The sequence below is a fragment of the Streptomyces sp. NPDC005794 genome, assembly GCF_042871445.1.
GTDB lineage: Bacteria > Actinomycetota > Actinomycetes > Streptomycetales > Streptomycetaceae > Streptomyces.
This window is the reverse complement of record NZ_JBIAIN010000001.1, coordinates 329,733-353,549: the sequence shown is the minus strand read 5'-3', so window position 1 is coordinate 353,549 and position 23,817 is coordinate 329,733. Positions and strand designations below refer to the sequence as shown.

The 23,817-nt window shown below is 71.2% G+C and carries 23 protein-coding genes and 1 pseudogene; 5 read left to right on the top strand and 19 right to left on the bottom strand.

Annotated elements, in window-relative coordinates; all coding sequences use genetic code 11:
• Positions 1 to 121 precede the first annotated feature (121 nt).
• Positions 122 to 1,675, top strand: coding sequence for a substrate-binding domain-containing protein (locus ACFYQ5_RS01660; protein WP_389191519.1), 1,554 nt, complete (start codon positions 122 to 124; stop codon positions 1,673 to 1,675).
• Between the two features lie 143 nt (positions 1,676 to 1,818).
• Here the strand turns inward: ACFYQ5_RS01660 and ACFYQ5_RS01655 are convergent, their stop codons facing one another.
• Positions 1,819 to 3,102 (bottom strand): adenylosuccinate synthase, encoded by a 1,284-nt coding sequence (locus ACFYQ5_RS01655; protein WP_389191516.1) that lies wholly within the window; start codon positions 3,100 to 3,102, stop codon positions 1,819 to 1,821.
• Positions 3,103 to 3,288: 186 nt separating this feature from the next.
• Here ACFYQ5_RS01655 and ACFYQ5_RS01650 point away from each other — a divergent pair, with 186 nt between their 5' ends.
• The gene (locus ACFYQ5_RS01650) at positions 3,289 to 4,125 is read left to right on the top strand and encodes a diacylglycerol kinase (RefSeq protein WP_389191513.1); all 837 of its coding nucleotides are present in this window, start codon (positions 3,289 to 3,291) and stop codon (positions 4,123 to 4,125) included.
• A gap of 18 nt (positions 4,126 to 4,143) precedes the next feature.
• Here ACFYQ5_RS01650 and ACFYQ5_RS01645 read toward each other — a convergent pair whose 3' ends face one another.
• Positions 4,144 to 4,665: a GbsR/MarR family transcriptional regulator gene (locus ACFYQ5_RS01645; RefSeq protein WP_389191950.1), complete on the bottom strand. Its 522-nt coding sequence runs from the start codon at positions 4,663 to 4,665 to the stop codon at positions 4,144 to 4,146.
• A 94-nt stretch (positions 4,666 to 4,759) separates the two neighbouring features.
• Between ACFYQ5_RS01645 and ACFYQ5_RS01640 the strand changes: the two are divergent.
• Together ACFYQ5_RS01640 and ACFYQ5_RS01635 are read left to right on the top strand one after the other, a co-directional pair.
• Positions 4,760 to 4,852, top strand: a pseudogene (locus tag ACFYQ5_RS01640) (ABC transporter); the annotation flags it as partial.
• A 157-nt stretch (positions 4,853 to 5,009) separates the two neighbouring features.
• Positions 5,010 to 5,396, top strand: coding sequence for a hypothetical protein (locus ACFYQ5_RS01635; RefSeq protein WP_389191510.1), 387 nt, complete (start codon positions 5,010 to 5,012; stop codon positions 5,394 to 5,396).
• On the opposite strand, the gene ACFYQ5_RS01630 is transcribed toward ACFYQ5_RS01635, so the two are convergent.
• The 15 genes from ACFYQ5_RS01630 to ACFYQ5_RS01560 form a co-directional block, all read right to left on the bottom strand.
• A complete protein-coding gene (locus ACFYQ5_RS01630; RefSeq protein WP_389191507.1) occupies positions 5,379 to 6,584 on the bottom strand; it encodes a cytochrome P450 in 1,206 nt (401 codons plus the stop codon). The genes ACFYQ5_RS01635 and ACFYQ5_RS01630 overlap by 18 nt on opposite strands.
• Positions 6,585 to 6,593: 9 nt before the next feature.
• Positions 6,594 to 7,262: a response regulator gene (locus ACFYQ5_RS01625; RefSeq protein ID WP_389191504.1), complete on the bottom strand. Its 669-nt coding sequence runs from the start codon at positions 7,260 to 7,262 to the stop codon at positions 6,594 to 6,596.
• Entirely contained in the window at positions 7,259 to 8,572 is a 1,314-nt protein-coding gene (locus ACFYQ5_RS01620; protein WP_389191501.1) for a histidine kinase, read from the bottom strand. Before ACFYQ5_RS01620 ends, ACFYQ5_RS01625 begins: the two co-directional genes overlap by 4 nt.
• Before the next feature lie 73 nt (positions 8,573 to 8,645).
• Complete coding sequence (locus ACFYQ5_RS01615) at positions 8,646 to 9,521, bottom strand: alpha/beta hydrolase (protein WP_389191498.1); 876 nt, start codon at positions 9,519 to 9,521, stop codon at positions 8,646 to 8,648.
• A gap of 125 nt (positions 9,522 to 9,646) precedes the next feature.
• Positions 9,647 to 10,843, bottom strand: coding sequence for a kynureninase (gene kynU / locus ACFYQ5_RS01610; protein WP_389191495.1), 1,197 nt, complete (start codon positions 10,841 to 10,843; stop codon positions 9,647 to 9,649).
• Entirely contained in the window at positions 10,836 to 11,684 is an 849-nt protein-coding gene (locus ACFYQ5_RS01605) for a tryptophan 2,3-dioxygenase family protein (protein WP_389191492.1), read from the bottom strand. Before ACFYQ5_RS01605 ends, kynU begins: the two co-directional genes overlap by 8 nt.
• 171 nt (positions 11,685 to 11,855) lie before the next feature.
• Positions 11,856 to 12,269, bottom strand: coding sequence for a DUF3151 domain-containing protein (locus ACFYQ5_RS01600; protein WP_389191490.1), 414 nt, complete (start codon positions 12,267 to 12,269; stop codon positions 11,856 to 11,858).
• Between the two features lie 3 nt (positions 12,270 to 12,272).
• A complete protein-coding gene (locus ACFYQ5_RS01595; RefSeq protein WP_389191488.1) occupies positions 12,273 to 13,763 on the bottom strand; it encodes a DHA2 family efflux MFS transporter permease subunit in 1,491 nt (496 codons plus the stop codon).
• A 221-nt stretch (positions 13,764 to 13,984) separates the two neighbouring features.
• A complete protein-coding gene (gene fbaA, locus ACFYQ5_RS01590) occupies positions 13,985 to 15,016 on the bottom strand; it encodes a class II fructose-bisphosphate aldolase (protein ID WP_389191486.1) in 1,032 nt (343 codons plus the stop codon).
• Between the two features lie 166 nt (positions 15,017 to 15,182).
• Positions 15,183 to 15,722 (bottom strand): orotate phosphoribosyltransferase, encoded by a 540-nt coding sequence (gene pyrE / locus ACFYQ5_RS01585; protein ID WP_389191483.1) that lies wholly within the window; start codon positions 15,720 to 15,722, stop codon positions 15,183 to 15,185.
• A gap of 30 nt (positions 15,723 to 15,752) precedes the next feature.
• The gene (locus ACFYQ5_RS01580) at positions 15,753 to 16,547 is read right to left on the bottom strand and encodes an aldose 1-epimerase (RefSeq protein ID WP_389191480.1); all 795 of its coding nucleotides are present in this window, start codon (positions 16,545 to 16,547) and stop codon (positions 15,753 to 15,755) included.
• A gap of 30 nt (positions 16,548 to 16,577) precedes the next feature.
• Complete coding sequence (locus ACFYQ5_RS01575; RefSeq protein WP_389191477.1) at positions 16,578 to 17,474, bottom strand: carbon monoxide dehydrogenase; 897 nt, start codon at positions 17,472 to 17,474, stop codon at positions 16,578 to 16,580.
• Positions 17,475 to 17,557: 83 nt separating this feature from the next.
• Entirely contained in the window at positions 17,558 to 19,156 is a 1,599-nt protein-coding gene (locus ACFYQ5_RS01570) for a polyamine aminopropyltransferase (RefSeq protein WP_389191474.1), read from the bottom strand.
• 128 nt (positions 19,157 to 19,284) lie between these two features.
• On the bottom strand, positions 19,285 to 19,806 hold the full coding sequence (locus tag ACFYQ5_RS01565; RefSeq protein WP_389191471.1) for a DUF2617 family protein: 522 nt from the start codon (positions 19,804 to 19,806) through the stop codon (positions 19,285 to 19,287).
• A 314-nt stretch (positions 19,807 to 20,120) separates the two neighbouring features.
• Positions 20,121 to 20,384 (bottom strand): hypothetical protein, encoded by a 264-nt coding sequence (locus ACFYQ5_RS01560; protein WP_389191468.1) that lies wholly within the window; start codon positions 20,382 to 20,384, stop codon positions 20,121 to 20,123.
• A gap of 141 nt (positions 20,385 to 20,525) precedes the next feature.
• Between ACFYQ5_RS01560 and ACFYQ5_RS01555 the strand changes: the two genes are divergently transcribed.
• Positions 20,526 to 21,707 (top strand): pyridoxal phosphate-dependent aminotransferase, encoded by a 1,182-nt coding sequence (locus tag ACFYQ5_RS01555; RefSeq protein WP_389191465.1) that lies wholly within the window; start codon positions 20,526 to 20,528, stop codon positions 21,705 to 21,707.
• An 81-nt stretch (positions 21,708 to 21,788) separates the two neighbouring features.
• On the opposite strand, the gene ACFYQ5_RS01550 is transcribed toward ACFYQ5_RS01555, so the two are convergent.
• Both ACFYQ5_RS01550 and ACFYQ5_RS01545 read right to left on the bottom strand, forming a co-directional pair.
• Positions 21,789 to 22,355, bottom strand: a complete 567-nt coding sequence (locus ACFYQ5_RS01550) for a YbjN domain-containing protein (protein ID WP_389191462.1) — start codon at positions 22,353 to 22,355, stop codon at positions 21,789 to 21,791.
• Between the two features lie 70 nt (positions 22,356 to 22,425).
• Positions 22,426 to 23,694 carry an MFS transporter gene (locus ACFYQ5_RS01545; RefSeq protein WP_389191459.1) on the bottom strand — a complete coding sequence of 423 codons (1,269 nt, stop codon included), beginning with the start codon at positions 23,692 to 23,694 and terminating at the stop codon, positions 22,426 to 22,428.
• Positions 23,695 to 23,817 lie beyond the last annotated feature (123 nt).

Sequence of the window (23,817 nt, the reverse complement as noted above, 5' to 3'; positions counted from 1 at the left end):
AGGCTTGTTGAACACAAGACGAACTTCACCGGAAGGAATCCGGAGGCCCTCCCACCTCTCGGCCCCCGGCCGTACGGTGACGCCATCCCGCACACCGCACCCACGAGGGAACCCGAGAACCATGGAGTGGTTGTTCGACCCCGCGAACGTCATCGCCATCCTCTCCGCCGGCCTGGGCGTCCTGACGACAGCGGGCGTGCTCTGGTACGAACGCCGCGTCCCGCGCCGCAAGCGCATCGGCTACCGCGTGCAGATGGACACCCCGATAGGCAGCGAGGTCAGCCGGGGCCGGGCCAATGTGCGGCTCGGGCTCTTCAACGAGACCCCGGACATGGCCGACGCCACTCTCGTCCTGCTGCGCATCGAGAACGACGGATCGCAGTCGATCGGCGACGAGGACTACACCGGGCGCGGTGAACTCAACGGACTCACGGTCGAGTTCACGGACCGGACCGTCCGCGGGATCGCCGTGACCCATTCGTCGGACGCCGACCATCTGATGGATCACTTCACCCCGGCGGCCGGCCTGCGCCACGACGGTTCGATCATCCGGCTGCCACGCGTCCCGCTCAACCGCAACGAGCACTTCAAGCTCCTGGTCCTGCTCACCGGTTCGCACGTGGGCGGCCCGATCAAGATCACCGGGGGCATCCGGGACGGTGCCGTGGCGCGGAACAAGGCCGCACGCCCCGACGAGAAGCCCCCGCTGTTCGGCCGGGCCGCCAGGAGCATCACCGTGGCCCTCACCGCCTGCGTCGTCACGCTCGCCGGCATCATCGTCGTACGGGACGACTCCCCGCCCCCGATGGACTGCGCCACGGGCACCCTCACGGTCACCGGCTCCACCGCGTTCGAGCCGGTCCTGAAGGAGCTGGAACAGAAGTACGAGGAAGAGTGCGAAGGCGCCGACATCCGCCTGGACATCCACGGCAGCAACGCCGGGGTGCAGAAGCTCGACGACGAGGGCGCCGAGGCCGGACCGGCAGGGTCCCCTTCCATGATCGCCCTGTCCGACGGCCCCAGGCCGGCGTCTCTCACCAAGCTGCGCGAGAAGCGGGTCGCGATCTCGCTGTTCTCCCTCGTCGTCAACGACGCGGTGCCGGTGACCGATCTCTCCCTCGACCAGATCAGACGGATCTACCGGGGCGACATCCGCAACTGGAACGAGATCAGGAGCGGCACGGACCAGGAGATCCGGCTCGTCAGCCGGGACGCCAACTCCGGGACGCGCGAGGTGTTCCAGCGCCGCGTCCTCCACCACACCAACGAACTCGCCACGTCCTCGCGCGACTGCGCCACCAAGGACTACGCCGACGCCCCGGTCTTCCGCTGCGAACGCAACGGCACGGACGCGGTCCTGGCCAAGGTCGCCTCCGTGGAAGGCGCGATCGGCTACACGGAACTGCGGAACGGCGAGGTGCCCGAGGGCGCGCACCGGATCACCATCGACGGCACCACCCCGTCCGTCGACACGATCGGCAGCAGCGACTACCCGTACCAGGAGATCGAGTACGCCTACACCTACGGATCGCCGCCCGCGAACTCCCTGGTGGCCGGCTTCCTGAACTACATGGACAACTACGGCGAGGAGATCATGCGCACCAACGGCCACCTCGCCTGCTCGACCCCGAAGGGCATGCGACTCTGCGGACAGGGCTGGGCCGTACCGGAGTAGGGGGCGCGCGGGGCGCTGTTCGTGATCGCGCTCACCCGGCAGCCGCCCTGACCGCGCCCACCGCGTCCCTCACGCAACAGGACGGCCGGACCTTCCCGGAGGGAAGGTCCGGCCGTCCTCGCACTGCTCCTGCGCGAGAGCTCCTACAGGAAGGAGTTGATCTCGATGGTCTCGGTGCGGCCGGGACCGACACCGATCGCGGAGATCGGGGCGCCGGACATCTCCTCCAGCGCCTTCACGTACGCCTGGGCGTTCTTCGGCAGGTCGCCGAAGGTCTTGGCCTTCGTGATGTCCTCGGACCAGCCCGGCAGCATCTCGTAGACCGGCTTCGCGTGGTGGAAGTCGGTCTGGCTGTACGGGATCTCCTCGACGCGCTTGCCGTCGATCTCGTACGCCACGCACACCGGGATCTGCTCCCAGCCGGTCAGCACGTCCAGCTTGGTGAGGAAGAAGTCGGTGAGGCCGTTGACCCGGGTCGCGTACCGCGCGATCGGGGCGTCGAACCAGCCGCAGCGACGGTCACGGCCGGTGGTGACACCGCGCTCGCCGCCGATCCGGCGCAGCGCCTCGCCGTCCTCGTCGAGAAGTTCCGTCGGGAAGGGTCCGGCACCGACGCGGGTGGTGTAGGCCTTGAGGATGCCGATGACCCGGCTGATCTTCGTCGGTCCCACGCCGGATCCGGTGCAGGCGCCGCCCGCGGTCGGGTTCGACGAGGTGACGAAGGGGTACGTGCCGTGGTCGACGTCCAGCAGGGTGCCCTGGCCGCCCTCGAAGAGGACGACCTTGCCCTCGTCGATGGCGTTGTTCAGGATCAGCGTCGTGTCGGCGACGTACGGCTTGATCTGCTCCGCGTACTGGAGCATCTCCTCGACGATCTTGCCGGACTCGATGGCGCGCCGGTTGAAGACCTTGGCCAGGAGCTGGTTCTTCTGCTCCAGCGCCGCTTCGACCTTCTGCTCCAGGATCGACTCGTCGTAGAGGTCCTGGACGCGGATGCCGACCCGGTTGATCTTGTCGGCGTAGGTCGGGCCGATACCGCGCCCGGTGGTACCGATCTTGCGCTTACCGAGGAAGCGTTCGGTCACCTTGTCGACGGTGACGTTGTACGGAGTGATCAAATGAGCGTTGCCGCTGATCAGGAGCTTGGACGTGTCGACGCCTCGCTCATTCAGACCGCTCAGCTCGGAGAGCAGGACCGCCGGGTCGACGACGACACCGTTACCGATGACCGGGGTACACCCCGGCGACAGGATTCCGGAGGGGAGGAGATGCAGTGCGTACTTCTGGTCGCCTACGACAACCGTGTGGCCGGCATTGTTGCCGCCCTGGTAACGCACCACATAGTCAACGGATCCACCGAGGAGGTCGGTGGCCTTCCCCTTGCCCTCGTCACCCCACTGAGCACCGAGCAGCACAAGTGCGGGCACAGGCGTACACCCCTTCCGGGCGGGGCATGTCCAAGGTCAGGGGGCGTACGTAAAGGTCGTACCTGCCGCACGACGATGTACGGCAAAGCCTGAGCCGTCGAACCGGGTGCCCCGGAATAGACGAAGCCCCTGGCGCAATAGCGCAAGGGGCTCTTGCACCAAGATGCTACCCGAGGAAGGACCGAGGTGTCGGCTGCAGAGCCCCCCGGCGACGGCGACCACCAGCTACTCGTGCTCATCGACCCCCTTGCCCGCCGCTACGACGGCGAATCCGTGCGCATCGCGAAGGATGTGCTGAGCGCCGGCGCACACGCCAAGATCTGCTTCGTGGACGGCCCCGACGACTTCGCCAGGGCCCTGTCCCGGCGAGGCTCCAGGCGTCCCGTCGTCGTCGGCGACGACCACGCGCTGCTGCGCGCCGTGACCCAGCTCCACCGGGAGCGGGAGCTCGCCGACAGCACGCTCTCCCTGATCCCGGTCGGCGCGGCGCACACGCTGGAACTCGCGCACGCGCTCGGCGTGCCCCGGGGCGCGGTCGCGGCGGCGCGCACGGCGCTCGACGGGGTCACACGCCGGCTGGACCTCCTGGTCGACGACAGCGACGGAGTCGTCCTCGGCGAGCTGCGCATCCCGGCGGCCAGACCCGCGCCGGGCCAGCCCCACACGGTCTGGGACGCCTGCCGCACCCTGGTGGCCGCGCTGGTCCGTCCCGCCCCGCCCTCGCCGTCGGGCCACTCCCGCACCCACCGGCTGCGGGTCGAGGCGGACGGGGTCCTGCTGAACGACCTGGACCGGCCGGTCGAGGGCGTCTCGGTGACCGCCCAGAGCGACGGAGGCCTGGCCGACGTGGTGATCCACACGGCCTCCGGAGAGACGCACACGGCGGAGGCCAAGGCGGTCACGGTCTCCGGCCCGGACTTCCGCTACCGCGCGGACATACAGATCGCGGGCCCCGTCAGGACCCGCACATGGACGGTACGGGCGGGTGCCTGGGGGCTGGTGCTCCCCGCGGTGGACGCCTGAGACCCGGCCCGCAGGGCCTCACCCGGACGTCTTGCGGCTCTCGCGCCACCGCTCCAGGACGCCCACCAGTTCCGTCTGCATGAAGGCGAAGAACTCCGCCGTCTCCGCGAGGCGCGCGCCCGCCCGGGTGTCCTCGCCGAGGGAGCGTGCGCCGTCCCTCAGCGTGCGCTCCCAGCGCGTCAGCACCTGGTCGCGGTTGGCGAAGGCGGAGTACCAGATCTCGTTGTGCAGGCGGTAGCGGTCGCGGCGCGAGCCGGGGTCCCGTTCGCGGCCGACCATGCTGACCTGGCTCAGGTAGTTGATCGCACCCGACACGGCGGCCGGGCTGATCTGCAGCTGCCTGCCGAGGTCCGCCGAGGTCATGGAGGCGTCGTCGTCCGCGAGAAGTGCCGCGAAGACGCGCGAGGCCATCCGCTGCATCCCCGCCTCCGTCATCTCGGCCGCGAAGCGCTCGACGAAGCGTGAGACCGCGTCCGCGTCGCGCCCGCCGCCGGCGCTCCCACCCGTCTCCCCGGGTTCCCCGGTCCCGCTCGTGGTCATGGCCTCCGCCGCCTCCCCTGCTCCGATCATGGCCTCAACTTTATGCGCTTCCTTAACTTCACAACTTTGTGAAATCGACGTACTTTCAGAAAACATGACGAAGGCGATCACCGTGTCCGTACCGCACAAGCCGTTCGGGCGGACCCACGCACGGGACGGCCTCGACCTCACCGTCGAGGCGGGCGAGGCGCGGCGCTCGCCTCCGACGCGGAACTCCTGCCGCTCGTCGAACCGACCGCCGGCCTCGACCCCCTGATGGAGGTGGTCTTCCGGGACGTCCGGGTCGCTGAGCGACCTGCGGACCGGGTAGGAACCGGCCATGGTCCGCCGGCGTCCTGACGCACATGGAGCAGCGGGACGCGGCAGGGTACGGCGGATGCGCGGCGGCGGCGCTCGGGGCGGGCATAGCCCTGTACATCTGGGGTTCGTCCCTGCGCACCGGCCTGCACATGGGCATGGGCTTCGAAGGACAGGCCCGGGACCTCTCCGTCCTCTGGACGGAGCTGCCCCTCGTCCTCCTCGCCGGGGCCCTGATCCCCCCGGTCGCCTGGCTCCTGCCCCTGCGTCTGCTGCGCGGGCGCGGGTCCCTGCGGGCCCGGGTCCTCGTCGCGGCCGTGTGCACCGCGAGCTTCCTCGCGGTGTCCGCCTGGGGCCTGCACGCCTGGACGAACCCGCACCACCCCGATCACATACGGCTCTCGGGCGTCCTCGCCTCAGATCTCGACCAGTAGCTCCCGCAGCCCCCGGATCACGTAACCGGGCTGCCACTCCGGCTCCGCAGTCACCCGCATACCGGGCGCCTTGCGCAGCAACTCCCCGAAAGAAGCGACAAGTTCGAGGCGGGCCAATGGGGCGCCCAGACAGTAGTGGATGCCCGCGCCGAACGAGATGTGCGGGTTGTCCTTCCGGGACAGGTCCAGCGTCTCCGCGTCGGCGAAACGCTCCGGGTCCCGGTTGGCCGACGCGAAGAGCAGGGCGACCTGTGAACCGCGAGGGATGACGGTGCCGTCGATCTCGATGTCGTCCAGGACCCACCGCGCGAACATGGGCACCGGGGTGTCGTAGCGCAGCAGCTCCTCCACCGCGGTCGGCAGCAGGCTGTGGTCGCCGCGCAGGGCCGCCAGTTGCTCCGGGTTCCGGAAGAGCATCCACCAGCCGTTGACCGTGGCGTTGACGGTCGCCTCGTGTCCGGCGTTGAGCAGCAGGACGCAGGTGGAGATGATCTCCTGCTCGGTCAGCCGGTCCTCGTCGTCGTGCGCCGCGATGAGCCCGGAGATCAGATCCGGCCCCGGGTCCGCGCGCCGTGCGCCGATCAGTTCGCGCAGATAGCCGGAGAACTCGACCGACGCCCGTACGGCGGCCCGTGCGGTCTCCTCCGGCGGGTTCAGCTCGAACATCCCGCAGATCGCGGCCGACCACGGCCGCAACAGCCCCCGGTCGGCCTCCGGGACGCCCAGCGTCTCGCCGATGACGGCCACCGGCAGCGGCTCGGCGACCGCGCCCAGCAGATCGCCGCCGCCGGCCTCGACGAAGTCGTCGACGAGCCCGGCGGCCAGCCGCTCCACGGTCGGGGCGAGCGCCTCGACCCTGCGGGGCGTGAACGCCTTGGCGACCAGCCGCCGGATCCGGGTGTGGTCGGGTGCCTCCAGGTCGAGGATCCCGTGCCCGTTGAGCGTGTGGAACGGTTCGTGGGCGGCGGGCGGGGCGGTGACGCCGAACTCCTCGTGGCTGAAGCGGTGCAGATAGGTCCGCCCCAGCCGCCGGTCGCGCAGCAGCCCGGACACCTCGGAGTAGTGCGGGACCAGCCACTGCCGCGTCGGCTCGAAGTAGTGCGCCCGGCCGGTGGCGCGCAGGGCGGCGTAGGCGGGGTACGGATCGGCGACGAACGCCGGGGACCAGGGGTCGAAGGACACATGCATGAGCCGACGCTATCGGGGCGTGACCAGCCTCGCCTCGTACGCGAACACGGCCGCCTGGGTCCGGTCCCGCAGCCCCAGCTTCACCAGGATGCGGCTGACGTGGGTCTTGATCGTCGACTCGGCGACCACGAGGTGCGAGGCGATCTCCAGGTTCGACAGCCCCTGGGCGATCAGCACGAGCACCTCCGTCTCCCGCTCGGTGAGGTCACCGATCCGGGCCATGGCGGGTGCCCGTGGCGCCTCGGCGATCTTCGAGAACTCGGTGATCAGCCGCCGGGTCACCGTCGGGGCGAGCAGCGCCTCCCCGGACGCCACCACCCGCACGCCTTCGGCGAGCTGCCGGGCCGAGGCGTCCTTCAGCAGGAAGCCCGAGGCGCCGGCCCGCAGGGCCTGGTAGACGTACTCGTCGAGATCGAACGTGGTCAGGACGAGCACCTTGGCGTCCGCGTCGGCGGCGACGATCTCACGGGTCGCCTCGATGCCGTTGAGCTCCGGCATCCGGATGTCCATCAGCACCACGTCGGGCCGCAGCGCGGCGACCTGGGACACGGCCTGCCGTCCGTCGACGGCCTCGCCGACCACCTCGATGCCGGGCATCGCGTTGAGCAGCACCGAGAAGCCCTCGCGGACCATCATCTGGTCGTCGACGATCAGGACCCGGATGGGCGAGTCGTTCACGCTCCCTCACCGTCCTGCACGCTGTCGTGCCGCACCGGTACGGGAAGGAACACGGCGACCTCGTACCCGCCGTCGTCCGTGGCTCCCGCGGTCATCTCCCCGTTCAGCATCGCGACCCGCTCCCTCATCCCCGTGATCCCGTGCCCGGCACCCGGCGACGGCTTGACCAGTCCGCGCGCGGGGCCGTTGACGACACGCACCCCGAGCCCGCCGAGCACATAGCCGATCTCCACCTTGGCGGCGGCGCCCGGCGCGTGACGGAGTGTGTTGCTCAGCGCTTCCTGGACGATCCGGTACGCCGAGAGTTCGACGCCCTGAGGAAGCTCCCGGACCGCGCCGGTGACGGTCTTCTCCGTCTCCAGCCCGGTCTCCCGGACGTTGTCCAGCAGCCGGTCGATCTCGGCGAGGGTGGGCTGCGGGGCGTCCGGCGCCTCGTAGTCCTCCGCCCGTACGACACCGAGGACGCGGCGCAGCTCGGTGAGCGCCGAGACGGCGTTCTCCCGGATGGTGGCGAACGCCTGCACCAGCTCGGGCGGCGGATTCTCCACCCGGTACGGCGCCGCCTCGGCCTGGATCGCGACGACGGACATGTGGTGGGCGACGACGTCGTGCAGCTCGCGGGCGATGGTGGTGCGCTCCTCCAGCAGCGTGCGCCGGTCACGTTCCACGGCGGTCACCGTGCGCTGCACGGTCACCTCCCGCTGGGCCTCGCGGCGCACCTGCACCACGGTGACGACGAGCAGGGCGAACGCGGAGACGACGGTCATCAGCACGGTATTGGAGAAGCCGGGCCCCATATTCCCCAGGAAGCTCCCGAGGAGCAGGGTGATCAGCCACATCCAGGCGGCGGTACGAGGCCGTGTCCTCGCCGCGACCACGATCAGGGCTGTGAGGTGACATAGGAACGTGCTCGGCTGCCACGGCCAGTCGCCACTGCCCACGACCGCTACCACCAGGGACGACGCGATCGACACCCAGAACGCGAGGACGGGACGGACCAGCGTCATCAGCAGCGTGGCGGCCGGCAGGAACGAGGTGATGACGGTCGCGGTCCCGAACGGTGAGTAGGTGTTCGCGGAGAAGACGCCCTCCATCAGCGAGATCAGCGCGACCAGGCCCACCACCGCGTGCGGGAACCAGACGGCGCCCTTGCGGAAGGACTTCGGGAGGCGCCGGATCACAGGCCCGTCCGTGCCCAGCGGGCCCAGCGGGCGGTAGTCGAACACGTTCTGGAACAGGTCCTGCCGCAGGGCGTGTATCGCCCCTGCGGCCGCCCGGCGCTCCGGGCTCTGGGTCTTGGTCTCGGTCACGCTTCCACGGTAGGTGTCGGCCCCCGCCCGGTCGTCAGCAGTGATGCGGATCCTTCGCCGTCCGTCGCAAGTACTACCAGGCCAGTTGGGCGATCTCCTCGGCCACCACGGCGCAGGCGTCAGCCGACGGATCGATCAGCGGAAAGTGCCCGACCCCGTCCAGCAGCGTCAGCCCCACCATCTCCCCCGCCTTGGCCGCCGCGTCCACGAAGGCCTCCGTGACGGCCTGCGGCACGGTGATGTCGTCCACCCCCTGGACGACGGCCGTCGCGATCCCGGTCGGCAGCAGCAGGGCCGGATCGACGTGTGCGCGCCGTGCCTCGAAGGCCTCCTCACCGCCGAGGAGTTGGTGCAGCGCGCCCGAGCAGACATCCAGCTCCACCGCGCTCGCGAAGTCCCCGATGGGCGCCAGCGCGACGACCCCGCGCAGCGGCGGCGCGGCGGGCAGCCGCCACGGCGAACCCTCCGGGAGCACATGCCGGGCGGCCGCCCACAGGGCGAGCTGCCCGCCCGCCGAGTGCCCGGAGACCACGGTCTTACGGAGGTCCGCCCCCGGCAGCTCCCGGGCCGCCAGCGACGGCAGGGCGTCCATCGCGGCGGCCACGTCGTCGAAGGTCTCGGGCCAGCGCCCCGCGACCGGGCCCGCCGTCCCCTGCTCCGGGATCCCACCACCACGCCGGTACTCGACGCTGGCCACGGCGAAGCCACGGCGCGCGAGGAAGTCCGCGAACGGGGAGAGGTGCTGCCGGTCGTAGGGCGCCCGCCAGGCCCCGCCGTGCAGCAGGACCACGAGCGGCACCCCGGCCCGGCCGTCCCGCGGTGCGAAGAAGTCGATCACCTGGTCGGGGTGGCTCCCATAGGCCGCGGACCCGTCGGGGGCGACCACCGGATGCGCGAACGCCGACCCGGTCTCGGCGGCGTCGCGTTCACGCGCGGCAGAATCCGACATGCTGCTCCAACCGTCCTGGGCCCGTGCCCAACTGGACTGACCTGCGGGGACGGTACCAGTACGACGGGCCGCCGCCGTACGGGCCCGGAGTTGGGTCCCGTACGGCACCTGACGCCCCGTCGGTCTCAGTCCGCCAGCACCTCGCCGAGGATCCGCGCCGCCCGTTCCGCGTCGGCGAAACCGACGTACAGCGGGGTGAAACCGAAGCGCAGGATGTCCGGCCGGCGCAGATCGCCGACCACGCCGCGCTCGATGAGCGCACGCATCACCGGTTCCGTCTCCTCCGCGTCCTCGCACCGCAGCGAGACCTGGCTGCCGCGCTGCGCGTGGGCGGCCGGGGTGACGGATGCGACCCGGCCCTCGGGCACGTAGGCGGCGACGCACTCCAGGAAGAAGTCCGTCAGCGCCAGGGACTTGGCCCGTACGGCGTCCACCGACACGCCGTCCCACACGTCCAGCGCCGCCTCCAGGGCCAGCATGGACAGGATGTCCGGGGTGCCGACCCGGCCGCGTACCGAACCGTCCGCGGGGGCGTATCCGGAAGTCATCGCGAACGGGTCGGCGTGCGAGGTCCACCCGGGCAGGGGCGAGTCGAAAGCCGCCTGGTGCCGCTCGGCGACGTACAGGTAGGCCGGCGAACCGGGGCCGCCGTTGAGGTACTTGTACGTACAGCCGACGGCCAGGTCGACGCCGTGCGCGTCGAGGCCAACGGGCAGGGCGCCGGCGGTGTGGCACAGGTCCCAGACGGCGAGGGCGCCCGCCTCGTGGGCGGCGGCGGTGAGGCCGGGCAGGTCGTGGAGCCGGCCCGAGCGGTAGTCGACGTGGTTCAGGAGGACGGCCGCCGTGCGGGGGCCGAGCGCGGCCGGTACGTCGGACGGGGCGACCGGGACGACGCGGTGCCCCGTCATGCGGGCCGCCGACCCGGCGATGTACCCGTCCGTGGGGAAGCTCGTGGCGTCGACGAGGATCTCGTCGCGCCCGTCGCCCGCGAGGCGGGTCGCCGCGACGACCGCCTTGAAGACGTTCACGCTGGTGGAGTCGCCCACCACGACCTGTCCGGCCGCAGCCCCGACCAGTGGGGCGATCCGGTCGCCGATCCGCTCGGGCGCGGTCCACCAGCCGCTCTCGTCCCAGGAGCGGATGCGCAGCGCGCCCCACTCACGCGTGATGACGTCCTGCATACGCGCGGGAACGTGGGCGGGCAGCGCGCCCAGCGAGTTCCCGTCGAGGTAGACGGTGTCGTCGAGGGTGAACAGGCCGCGCAGTGCGCCCAGTTCGTCGGCGGTGTCGAGCGCCTCTGCGCGCTCCTTGAAGTCAGACATGGCTACGCGCCGTCCACAGCTCGGGGAACACGCTCTTGGTCGCCCGCTTCTCCAGCCAGGCGACCCCGGCCGACCCGCCGGTTCCGGTCTTGGACCCCATCGCCCGCCGGGTGGCGGTCAGGTGGTCGTTGCGCCAGCGCCACACCAGCTCGCCGACATCGGTCAGCACCTCGCCGAGCCGTACGAGCTCGGCGTTCTGGTCCACGTCGGCGTAGATCTCCGCCCAGACCGCCTCGACCGCGGGGGACGGCTCGTACTTCTGCGACAGGTCCCTCTCGAGCACCGACTGCGGCACGGCGTATCCACGCCGGGCGAGCAGGGCGAGCGCCTCGTCGTACAGGCCGGGCTCGTGGAGCGCCTTCTCCAGCTCGGCGTGGACCCGGGGCGCGCCCCGGTGCGGCACGAGCATGGAGGCGGACTTGTCGCCCAGCAGGAACTCCATCCGGCGGTACATCGCCGACTGGAAGCCTGACCCCTCGCCGAGGGAGCCCCGGTAGGAGTTGAACTGGGCGGGGGTGAGGCCGGCCAGCGGCTTCCAGGAGGCGTTCAGCGCCTCCAGCTCCCGCAGCGAGCGCTTCAGGGCGTCGCGCGCGACCGGTATGCGGTCCTCGCGCAGGGCGTGCGCCGCCGTCTCCCACTCATGGACGATGACCGTGAACCACAGCTCCATGACCTGGGTGGTGACCAGGAAGACCATCTCGCCGGGATCGTCCGAGCGCAGGTGCTGGAGGTGGGTCAGGACGTCTGCCTGGACGTAGTCCTCGTACGGAGTCGTTCCCGCGAAGTCCAGGTGCGGGTCGTCCGCACCGGTGGCTTCGGGGTCGGGGTGGATCGTCGACATTTCTGTCTCCTCGACACGAGCTTCCGGGTAGCGGTCCGCCCCTTCCTCTGAGGTGGTGGAGCTCCGGTCCCCTGCTCGGCAGCATAACGGCCACACCCGCCGCGTCGCACGGCATGCGCCGGGCCCCGCAGGCGTGCGGCCTGCGGGGCCCGGGGTGGAAAAGCGGACGGCTCAGCCCAGGATGTCAGCCGCCGTCTGTGAGGATTCCCGCAGGAAGACCGAGCAGCGCTCGTACTCGTCCTGCTCGCCGATCGCCTGCGCGGCGCGCGCGAGGGCGTGCAGGGCCCGCAGGAAACCGCGGTTCGGTTCGTGCTCGAACGGGACAGGGCCGTGGCCCTTCCAGCCCGCGCGGCGCAGCGCGTCGAGCCCACGGTGGTAGCCGGTGCGCGCGTACGCGTACGACTCGACGACCCGGCCGCCCTCGTACGCCTCGTCGGCGAGCTGGGCCCAGGCCAGCGACGACTTGGGGTACTTGGCCGCGACGTCGGCGGGCGCCGCGCCTCCTGCGAGCAGCTCGCGCGGCTCCGGGTCGTCGGGCAGATGGGTCGGGGGAGGGCCCCCGAGCAGGTTCTCGTGGATGGACATGGCTCAAGTGTGCCTGGGTCCGGGTTCCGGCTCCAAGGGCGGGGCCGTGACGCCGCAGTTGATCGCGCACTGCGGACGCGGCTCCCGTCCGGGCTCCGGAGCCCTCCGCAGGGCCCACCAGGCGATCACCGAACCCGCCACCAGCAGCCCGGCACACATCGGCATGGCCCGCCGGAACGTCGAGGCGAACTCCCCCGCGTCGCGGTAGGCCTCCGGGCCCATCCCGGCCAGCAGCGGGAGCGCGGCCACCGCGAGCAGCCCGGCGGCCCGCGCCGCCGCGTTGTTGATGCCGCTGGCGAGCCCGGCACGGCCGGTGTCCACGGCGGCCAGGACGCTCGCCGTGAGGGGGGCCACGAGGGTGACCATGCCGAGGCCCAGCACCAGCACGGCGGGCAGGACGTCCACCGGGTAGGAGGCGCCGGGGCCGACCCGCAGCATCAGGAGCATTCCGCCCGCCGCCAGCAGCGGGCCGACGGTGAGCGGGATCCGTGGCCCGAGGCGCCGGCCGAGGTCACCCGCGGACGCGGAGAAGAGCAGCATCAGGACCGTCGTGGGCAGGAGTGCGGTGCCCGCGCCCAGTGCCGAGTAACCGGCGACCACCTGGAGCTGGATCGCGGAGAGGAAGAAGAACCCGCCGAGGGCGGCGTACACGCAGAAGGTCACGAGGTTGACGGCCGTGAACTGCCGGGACGCGAAGACGGACGGCGGCACCATGGGGTCGGCCCGGCGCCGCTCCACCCGTACGAAGGCCGTCCCCAGCACCACGCCGCCGGCCGTCGCGCCGATGACCATGACGGACGCGCCCTGCTCCGCCACCTCGATCAGCGCGTACGTGACGAGGGCGAGCGCGAGCGCGGCCAGCGCGGCACCGAGCACGTCGAAGCGCCCGTGGGCGTCCGGGTCCCGGGACTCCGGTACGTGGCGCAGGGCCACGGGCACACAGACGGCGGCGAGCGGCAGATTGAGCAGAAAGACCCACCGCCAGCCGGGCCCGTCCACCAGCCACCCCCCGAGGAACGGCCCGACGGCCGCCCCGACCCCGCCGAGCCCGGACCAGAGCCCCACGGCACGGGCCCGGTCGTCCGGGTGGAAACCCGCCTGGATGATCGCCAGCGAACCGGGGGTGAGCAGCGCGCCACCGACCCCCTGCAACGCCCGCGCGCCGACCAGCACCTCCGCGGTCGGCGCGATCCCGCACAACAGCGAGGCCACCGCGAACCAGACGACGCCGACGACGAACACCCGCCGCCTGCCGTACCGGTCACCGAGCGCCCCGCCGAGCAGGATCAGCCCGGCGAGCGTCAGCATGTAGGCGTTGACGGTCCACTGGAGCGCGGCCAGGTCGGTGTCGAGGTCCTCGCCGATACGGGGCAGGGCCACATTGATGACCGTGGAGTCGAGCAGAGCCATGCTGGACCCGAGCACGGTGGTCAGGACGACCCAGCGCCCCACGGACGATCTGACCCGGATCTCGCCGTCGGCCGCATCAGTCATAAGAGCAGCATCCTCGCTCGCCGCGCAGGGGGCCATCCCGGCGGAGGGACCGGCTGAATGCAGGCCCGGTGTACGCCGTCACCGGGCTTCGCTTCCCTGTCGGCGGGGGTTCATCCGAATCCACCGGTTCGCGGACATGCCGTGGGCCCAGCCTCCCTTCGGGGAAACCGGGCCCATGACGTACCCGTACGGGTCGGACCACCCGTACGCGCGAAACGCGCTTACTTCAGCTTGGTGCCCGAGGAGCGCAGGTTGGCACAGGCCTCCGTGACCCGCTTGGCCATGCCGCCCTCGGCGGACTTGCCCCAGCTGCGCGGGTCGTAGACCTTCTTGTTGCCGACCTCGCCGTCGACCTTCAGCACGCCGTCGTAGTTACGGAACACGTGGTCCACGATCGGGCGGGTGAAGGCGTACTGGGTGTCGGTGTCGAGGTTCATCTTCACGACGCCGTTCTCCAGCGCGGTGGCGATCTCCTCGGCCGTGGAGCCCGACCCGCCGTGGAAGACGAAGTCGAACGGCTGGCTGCCTGCGGGCTTGCCGTACTTGGCCGCGACGCCCTGCTGGAGGTCCTTGAGGAGCTCCGGACGCAGGACGACGTTGCCCGGCTTGTACACGCCGTGGACGTTGCCGAAGGACGCGGCCAGCAGGTAGCGGCCCTTCTCGCCCAGGCCGAGCGCCTCGGCCGTACGCAGGGCGTCATCGACGGTCGTGTACAGCTCGTCGTTGATCTCGTGCGTGACGCCGTCCTCCTCGCCACCGGTCGGGGTGATCTCGACCTCAAGGATGATCTTGGCGGCGGCGGCCTTGGTTAGCAGCTCCTGGCCGATGGCCAGGTTGTCGGCGAGGGTCTCGGCCGAACCGTCCCACATGTGGGACTGGAACAGCGGGTTCAGACCCTTGGCGACGCGCTCGGCGGAGACGTCGAGCAGCGGACGCACATAGCCGTCCAGCTTGTCCTTCGGGCAGTGGTCGGTGTGCAGCGCGACCGTGATGTCGTACTTGGCGGCGACGATGTGCGCGAACTCGGCCAGGGCTACGGCCCCCGTCACCATGTCCTTGTTGTACTGGCCGCCCAGGAATTCGGCACCACCGGTGGAGATCTGGACGATGCCGTCGCTCTCCGCCTCCGCGAAGCCGCGCAGCGCAGCGTGCAGGGTCTGGGTCGACGTCACATTGATGGCCGGGTAGGCGAACTTGCCTGCCTTCGCCCGGTCGAGCATCTCGGCGTAGACCTCGGGGGTTGCGATGGGCATCTGTCCGCTCCTTGGGATGTGCGGGTGTGCAGTGCTTGGTCCCTGACCTGGGGGCGACGTCATCGTCGCCCTCATCTTCCCAGACTCTCGCTTCGGCTCCACGCTGCCCGTCGAGTTGCGCTCCCCGTTTCACGTGAAACGGGGAGCACCCCGAGGAAGCCCCAGGTCAGGCCAGGTCGAGGTCCGCCACCGAGTAGACCTGGACGTACGGCAGACCGGCCTCGGCGATCGCCGGAGCGGCGCCGCGCTCGACGATCACGGCGACGGCCACGACCTCGCCACCGGCCTCGCGCACCGCTTCGACCGCGGTCAGCGGCGAGCCACCGGTCGTCGAGGTGTCCTCGACGACGAGGCAGCGACGGCCCTTGACGTCCGTGCCCTCGATGCGGCGCTGCATCCCGTGGGCCTTCTGCGCCTTGCGGACGACGAACGCGTCCAGGCTCTTCCCGCGCGCCGCCGAGGCGTGCAGCATCGAGGTGGCCACCGGGTCGGCGCCCAGCGTCAGGCCGCCGACGCAGTCGTAGTCCAGCTCGGCGGTGGCATCGAGCATCATCTGGCCGACCAGCGGCGCGGCCTTGCCGTCCAGCGTGATCCGGCGCAGGTCGATGTACCAGTCGGCTTCCAGACCCGAGGAGAGGGTCACTTTGCCGTGCACCACGGCCTTGTCCTTGATCTGCTGGAGCAGCTCAGCGCGTACGTCAGTCATGTCAACGAGGGTAAGCGCTGCCGCGGAGGGTCAGAGCCGTACCCAGCTCCACGTCGACGTGATCTCCAGGGGCTCGATCGGGGTGACCAGCCGGGGCGCCGTGTTCAGCCCGTTCGGCGGCCCGGACTGCGGCTCGACACAGACCGCCTCTGCCTGCTCGTCGTAGATCACCACCCATTCGTCACGGCTCTTGACCGTCAGCTCCAGCTGCTCGGGCCAGGTGAGCCGCACATCCACGCCGGCGGGCATCCCGAAGCAGTCGTCCCAGGGGCCGGCCAGGGGATCGATCCGGCGGCCGGTCGGCAGGTGGTTGTCGCCACGCTCCTCCTGCCAGGCCGCGTCGAAGGCGATCCGCACGTCCTGGCCCCCGAGGTTCCGGAGGAACCAGGGGTGCCACCCGGCCTGCGCGGGGAACGAGTTCCCGTACGTCTCGATGCCGAGGCTCAGCGTCAACGACTCCTCGGTCAGCTCGAAGGACTGCGTCACCCTGCCCTCGTACGGCCATGGGTCGGCCAGGTCGTAGAAGAAGGCCGCCTCGGCCTCGTCCTGCCGGGCAGGCTTCCAGGCGGTGTCGCGGCCCGTGCCGTGAATGGCGTGCGGCGGGGAGTTCAACGGCAACTGATGCGGCTCGCCGCCGTTGCGGAACAGGCCGTTCTCGGTGCGGCCGCACCACGGCACCATCGGGAAGCAGCCGTACCGCTCGCCCTGGCGCAGCAGTTCGGTGCCCCCGATCCGCAGGCTGCTGATCCGGCAGCCATGAACGGGGTCAACGGTCAATTCGACGTCGCCGGCGGTCAGCCGGGCGTTCTCCACAACTCTGCTCACCCCACGACACTACTGGCGCGGGGCAGCTCTTCACGGCCTCCTGCGCCGCAGAGCCCTGCCGACCACCACGGCCGAGGCGATCGCCAGGGCGGCTGCCGGGGCGGCCCAGCGGAGCGTGATGCCCACGGCGCCCGCCTCGGGCGACGGCACGGGGGCGTACCGTCCGCGCGGCGGGGCGTGGTCGACCTCCTCCGTGCTGCGGCCGATCATGGTGCGCCGGGCGTGCGCGGCCTCGGCGGGCGGCTCGTCCGGCACGGTGAATTCCAGCTCCGCGGACGCCTCGCGCGAGGGCGGCGGCACGGGCGCGTCGAACACGGACTCCTTCTCGGCGGACTCCTTCTCGGCGGACGGCGGCTCGGCAGACGGCTGCTCGGCGGACGTATCGGGCGCATCGGCTGCGGAAGACGGCTCCTGCGGCCCGGCCGGCTCCTCGCCCTGTGCGTCGGACTCCGCAGCCGACGCCTCGGACGGCTCCGGCGCACCGTCCCGCGCCGCCAGGGACTCCGTCACCAGCTGCTGCGTGAAGCGGTCCAGCAGCCGCTCCGCCGCAGCGAGCGCCACGGACGCGTCCAGGTCCACGATGCGCCCGTCGCCGCTCGCCGTGCCGGTGAATCCGATCGTCGTTCCACCGTCCGTCTCCGTGAGGCCGACGGTCAGTTCCAGCTTCGCCGAGCCCGTACCCCGGGCCTCCACCCCCTCCCCTGTCACGGAGAAGGAGTCACCCCCGCCGGAGGGCCGCAGGGTCAGCGCCCCGCGGTACGTGATCGTGTGGCCGTCGGCACGGAATCTCAGCCGGCCCGTCAGCGGTCCGGCCGCCGCGTCGGCATCCCGCTGAAGTCCTGGCACACAGCGCGCGACGCGGGCGGGATCACCCAGCGTCCGCCGCAGGGACGAGACCGGAACCGGAACGAACACCTCATGCTCCATACCTCCCGAGCCTACTCAGCCCCGGCTGTCCCGTCAGCCTTCCGCACCCCGAACGCCGTACGGACCGCACCGCCCCACCGTCCTCAGGGTTCCTCCCGGTACCGCGGGTGGACCAGCGTCGACGACGACACCCCGTGCTGCCGCACCCGCTCCGCCGAGTGCAGGCCGGCCAGCAGCTCCCGCTCCCCCAGCGTCCGCAGGGCGGGCGCCCCGGGGTCCAGGCCGAGCCCGCCCACCGTCTTCCGGGCGGCCAGCACGAATCCCCAGTCACGCGGGGCCTCCGCCCCGCCCCTGGCCCGGCCCGGCCCCGCCGCGAAGCCGGTGAGGCGTCCGTCGACGCGGTACGGCCGGGTATCCAGGCCGCCCGCCCGTACCGACGCCTCCACCGTCCAGAACGTCGTCGGTCTGCTGCCCGGCTGCCCCGCGTGCACCACCAGCCGGCCACCCGGGTCCAGCGCCCTGGCGACCAGCCCGTAGAACTCGGCGGCGTAGAGCTTCGTACTCTCCGTGACCCCCGGGTCCGGGAGGTCCGAGATCACCACGTCGTAGCGGTCGCGCGTGTCCCGCAGCCAGGTGAAGGCGTCCCCGGTGACCGTCGTCAGCCGGGGGTCGTCGAACGCGTTCCCGTTCAGCCCGGAGAGCGCCGGATCCGTGCGGGCCAGCCGGGTGACGGCCGGATCGACTTCGACCACCACGACGGACGTGACGTCCCGGTAGCGCAGCACCTCACGGGCGGCCAGTCCGTCGCCCCCGCCCAGGATGAGCACCCGCCGGTGGGTCCCGTTCATCGCCGGATGCACGAGTGCCTCGTGGTAACGGTGCCCGTCGCGGGAGCTGACCCGGAGCCGGCCGTCCAGGTAGAGGTCGAGCGTGCCGCGGCCCGGACCGGTGAGGACGATCTCCTGTACCTCGGTCTGCTGGGCGACCCGCACCTCGTCGCCGTACACCGCTCGGCGCGCCGCCCGCTCGAAGTCGTCGACCAGGGCGGTGGCCGTGGCCAGCAGGACGATCACCGTGACGTCGACGACGATCAGCAGCCGACGGGACCGCGGGCTCAGATCACGCCGGAACACCCACAGCACCAGTGCCCCGCCCGCCGCCGCGTTGACCGCCCCGGTGCACAGCGCCCCGGTCAGCTGGCCCGTCATCGGCAGCAGCAGGAACGGGAAGGCGAGCCCGCCGACCAGCGCGCCCACGTAGTCGGCGGCGAAGAGGTCCGCGACGGCCCCGCCCGCGTCCTGCCGGTCGACCCGCTGGATCAGGGTCATCAGCAGGGGGATCTCCGCGCCGATCAGGATCCCGATCGCGAGCGAGAAGCCGACCAGCGCGTAGCGCGACTCCCCGAGCCACGCGAAGGACGCGTACAGGACGAGCGCCGACGTACCGCCGACGAGCGCGAGCGCGGCCTCCAGGAGCCCGAATCCCACGGCGGCGCGGCTGCGTAAACGTTTCGCGAGAAGCGACCCGATGCCCATCGCGAACACCATCACGGACAGCACGACGGATGCCTGGGTGACCGAATCACCGATCAGATACGAGGCCAGCGCGACCAGTTCCAGCTCGTACACGAGACCGCACGCGGCACAGATGAAGACCACGGACAGCACGAGGAACCGGCCGGTCCTCGGCCGTACGGGAAGCGCCGTCGCTTCCTCTCTCAGCGGTATCTGCTGGTCGATCATGAAACGAACGCTACGTGACGGAAAGGTCGCTGCTTGTCACCCACACGGGTGCAAGTGACGCACACCGGGGCCTGCCGCACCCCGCCCCGGACAGGCTCGCGCACCGCCTCCCGAAACCGGTGCCGACCTCACGAGACCGCCACCGGCACCCGCACCCCCACCCGCGTCCGGGTCACCACCAGCTGCCCCTCCTGCGGGTACGCGTGCCAGGTCCGCCAGCCCACCTGGCCCTCCGTCCGCTGCGCCAGCATCGCGGTGAAGGCGTAAGGGCTTCCTGGAAACGTCCCCGCCAGTCCGTGCGGGTGGTCGCTCACCAGCGCGAGCAACTCCTGCGCGCGCCCCGCGAACGAGCCTTCGGAGAGCGTCTCGACGCGCGCCGCGAATTCGTAGTCCCAGTCACCGAGGCTCTCGGCGACACCCAGCGGCAGCGGTGTACTGCTGCCCGGCAGACAGGCGACGGTCTCGGAGCACGCACGGCGCCCCTCCTCCAGCAGGACCTGATGGGAGGCACCGAGCAGCCTCAACTGCACTTTCGCGCCCGCCAGTTCGAGGTCGAGTACGGCAAGAGCGGGCAGCGGCTCCCGCCCGAGCGTCCATGCCAGATCAGCGGCTCGGGTATCGGAATAGGTGGTCTGGAGGGTGGTGAGCATGGATCGGCTCCGCAAAAACGCACAAAACACATGGACAGGAGGGACCCCCGTGTCGGCGCACTCGGGGGAGAAGAAGCCCGAACCGGCCCAACTGGGGCCCAGGGGCTGAATGTTCTCTACTTCGATGCAATCACGAAGTACGTCGCGCTCACAGCGTTTTTGCCCAACTTGCCGTGGTTTCCATCCCTCAGGGGGCACAACGGTTCACGTGTTCCAGGGGCTCCCAACGAAAAGGTGCCCGGCGGGAGTTCGCTCCCTCCGGACACCTCAGGCACACCCGCCCCGCGCCCCGTGCGGGGGCGCGCGAACCCCTCTCAGCTGCTGCCGCCCCCGCAGCCGCCGCCTCCGCCTCCGCCTCCGCAGCTGCTGCCGCCACCGCAGGAATGCCCGCCGGAGTCGCCGCCGCTGTCCCCGGCCCACCAGCTGCCGCCCTGGGAGCTGCTCCCCCCGTCACTGCCGGAGCCGCGGCGCCTGCTGCGCCCCGCCATCGGCTTCTTCCTGCCCCCCGAACTCGAGGCCAGGGCGGCGATCCCCACCACCACGATCAACAGGAACACGATGAAGAAGAACAATTCCATCGACCTCACATCCTTCTGTCCCCCGAACCCCCGAAGCCCCCGAAGCGAGGCCCCCGCTTCTTGCTGACCGTTGGATTCCCGCGCCTGCCGAAGCCAAAGCAGACTTGAGCAACTCCAGAGCTTCGGCACAGGATGGCGCCCATGACACAGGGACGACCGTTGCTCAACCGCCGCCTCACCGAGTTCGGCACGACGATCTTCGCGGAGATGTCGGCGCTGGCCGTACGCACCGGATCGATCAATCTCGGTCAGGGATTCCCCGACACCGACGGCCCCGAGGAGATCCGCGAGGCCGCGGTCCGCGCCCTGCGCGCCGGCCACGGCAACCAGTACCCACCAGGCCCCGGGGTCCCCGAGCTGCGCTCCGCGGTCGCGGAGCACCAGCGGCGGCGCTACGGCCTGGAGTACGACCCCGACGCCGAGGTCCTGGTCACCACGGGCGCCACGGAGGCGGTCGCCGCCTCGCTGCTGGCCCTCCTGGAGCCCGGCGACGAGGTCATCGCCCTGGAGCCGTACTACGACTCGTACGCCGCCTGCATCGCCATGGCCGGCGGCACCCGCGTCCCCGTCACCCTCCGGCCCCACGAGGGCGCCTACCGGCTCGACCTCGACGAGCTGCGCGCCGCCGTCACGCCCCGCACCCGGCTGATCCTGCTCAACACCCCGCACAATCCGACCGGCACCGTCCTGACCCGGGACGAGCTGGCGGCCGTCGCCGCACTCGCCTGCGAGCGGGACCTCCTGGTCGTCACCGACGAGGTCTACGAGCACCTCGTCTTCGAGGGCGAGCACATCCCTCTCGCGTCCTTCCCCGGCATGCGGGAGCGCACGGTCACCATCAGCAGTGCGGGCAAGACCTTCTCACTGACGGGCTGGAAGATCGGCTGGGTCACCGCGAGCCCGGAACTCGTCACCGCGGTCCGCTCCGCCAAGCAGTTCCTGACGTACGTCTCCGGGGGCCCCTTCCAGTACGCCGTCGCCGAGGCCCTCCGCCTGCCCGACTCGTACTTCGACGGGCTGCGCGCGGATCTGCGCGCCAAGCGTGACCTGCTGAGCGCCGGCCTCGCCGAGGCCGGCTTCGAGGTCTACAAGCCCGCCGGGACGTACTTCGTCACCACCGACATCCGCCCGCTCGGCGACGGGAGCGACGGCTTCGCCTTCTGCCGGGCGCTCCCCGGGCGCTGCGGGGTCGTCGCCGTCCCGAACGCGGTCTTCTACGACCACCGCGAGCAGGGCGCGCCCTTCGTCCGCTTCGCTTTCTGCAAGCGTACGGACGTACTCACCGAGGCGGTCACCCGGCTGAAGAGCCTTCGGGTGTCCTGACGCGCATGACAGAGGCCCGGTCCGGGGGCCGACCGCACGTGGTCGCACCCCGGACCGGGCCTCCGCCGTCCGTCGGCCGGATCAGGCCTCCGGGGACTGCTCCGTGGCCGTGTCGCCGGCCTCGCCCTCGGCCTTCGTCTCGTCGGGCTCCAGACCCAGGCGGTCCACGAGCCACTTGTCGAACTCGATCGAGGCCCGCACCCAGCTGACCGTCGAGGAGACGAAGTGCTCCAGGCTGACGCCGGTGCCGATGAGCATCTGCGCCTCACCGACGAGCCGTACGGAGCCCGCGGCGCCCTCCTCGCCCTCGTGGGCGTGCGTGTAGACCTTGGGCCACAGGGTGCGGCGGTTCCAGTCGTCGATCGCGTCGAGCAGGACGGCACGCTGGTCCAGGTCGTGGGGGCGGTCGTAGAAGGTCCGGACCGAGAAGACCTGCTGCTCCTCCTCGCCGCGGAACATGAAGTACGTCCGGAAGTCTTCCCACGGCGCGGCGAGGTCGCCCTCGTCGTCGACGACGAACTTCAGCTCCATCTGCTCGAGAAGCTGCTTGACGAGGTCCTGGTCGGGGACCACGGGGCCCTCGGGTCCTGCCGCCTGCGGTTCGGGCTGGCCCCCGAAGTGAGGGATCGAGGACGGGTCGATAGACATCGCTGGGTACTCCTGTGGATCGCACGTGGTTGCCTGGCTTCGACCCTAGCCGCGATCGCGGCCGGTAGTCCTACGCGCTCAGGGGAATCGTCCCCGCACCCGTTCCCCTGGCCCGCGCCCAGGAAACCGCGACCGCGACCGCGCAGAGCGTGCCGACGAGCCCCGCCCCTCCGATCGTCCGGGCGGAGGAGCCCGACAGCTCCGCCGCCAGGCCGCCGGCCGCGACACCGATCCCCTGCACGGCGGTCAGCCCCGACCTGGCCAGCCCCAGTGCCTGACCACGCTGGTCAGCCGGGGTGAGCAGGACGAAGGTCGCTCCTGCGGTGATCTGGTAGGCGGAGAAGAAGCCCGACACCAGGAGAACCAGCAGGGCCACCCCCACGCCGGGGCCGGCCCAGTAGACGACCAGCGGAAGGTTCGCGCCCACCGCCAGGGGGCCGAGCAGCCGGCGGCGCCGGTCGACGCCGAAGCCCGCGCGCCCCAGGAGGGCGGCGCCCAGGACCATCCCGGCGGGATGCGCGGCGAGCAGGAGCCCCACCGACGCGGCACTCCCGCCCGCCTCCTCCGCGAAAGGGGCGGCCAGGCCCTCCGGCAGCATGATGAACCCCGCCAGCCAGCCGAGCGCGACCAGGGACCGCAGCCGGGGGTCCGACCAGATCAGCGCTGCGGCCTTCCCCACCTGGGTGCGCACCCGCTTCGGCCGCGCGTCGGAGGCCGCGTCCACCGGCCGCGCCTTCACGCCCAGCCTGATCAGGGCCGCGGAGATCAAGAAGGTCGCCGCGTTCAGCCCCAGGGAGAGATGGCTGCCCAGCCACACGACGAGGACCCCGCCGACGGCGAAGCCGACCAGCTGCCCGGCCTGGTGGGTGATCAGCATGACCCGCTGCCCCTGCTCGTACAGGCGCTCGCCCAGGACGGCCGGCATCAGGGCGCCCTGCGACGCCCCGAACGGTGCCTCGGCGAGCTGCGCCAGCACCAGCAGTCCGGCCAGCAGCGGCAAGGGCGTGCCGGGCAGGGCCATCAGTCCGACGAGGACGGCGCGCACCAGGTCGCAGCCGATCATGACCGTACGGCGGGGGAAACGGTCGGCGAGACCGGAGAGGAGCACCCCGGACAGCAGGGCGGGCAGGGTCGTCAGCGCATAGGCCGCCGCGGTCCAGCCGGCCGACTCGGTGCGTTCGAACACGAGGAGCGACAGCGCCACCCGCGCCAGTTGATCGCCCAGCACCGACTGAGCGGATGCCGCCCACAGGGTACGGAATTCGCTCAGGCGAATCAGACTGTCACTTCTGTAATCCTCCGGCTCCGCACGCGCCTCGCCGGATATCCGCTCCGTCATGCGCGTACCTTACCGGTTTCCTCATGCGGCACAGCCGCCCTCACCGCAATAGAAAAGGGCCCGGAGTGTCCTGGTATTGCGCGTGACACGACCACGCGAACACGGATGTCCTCGACTTCGATC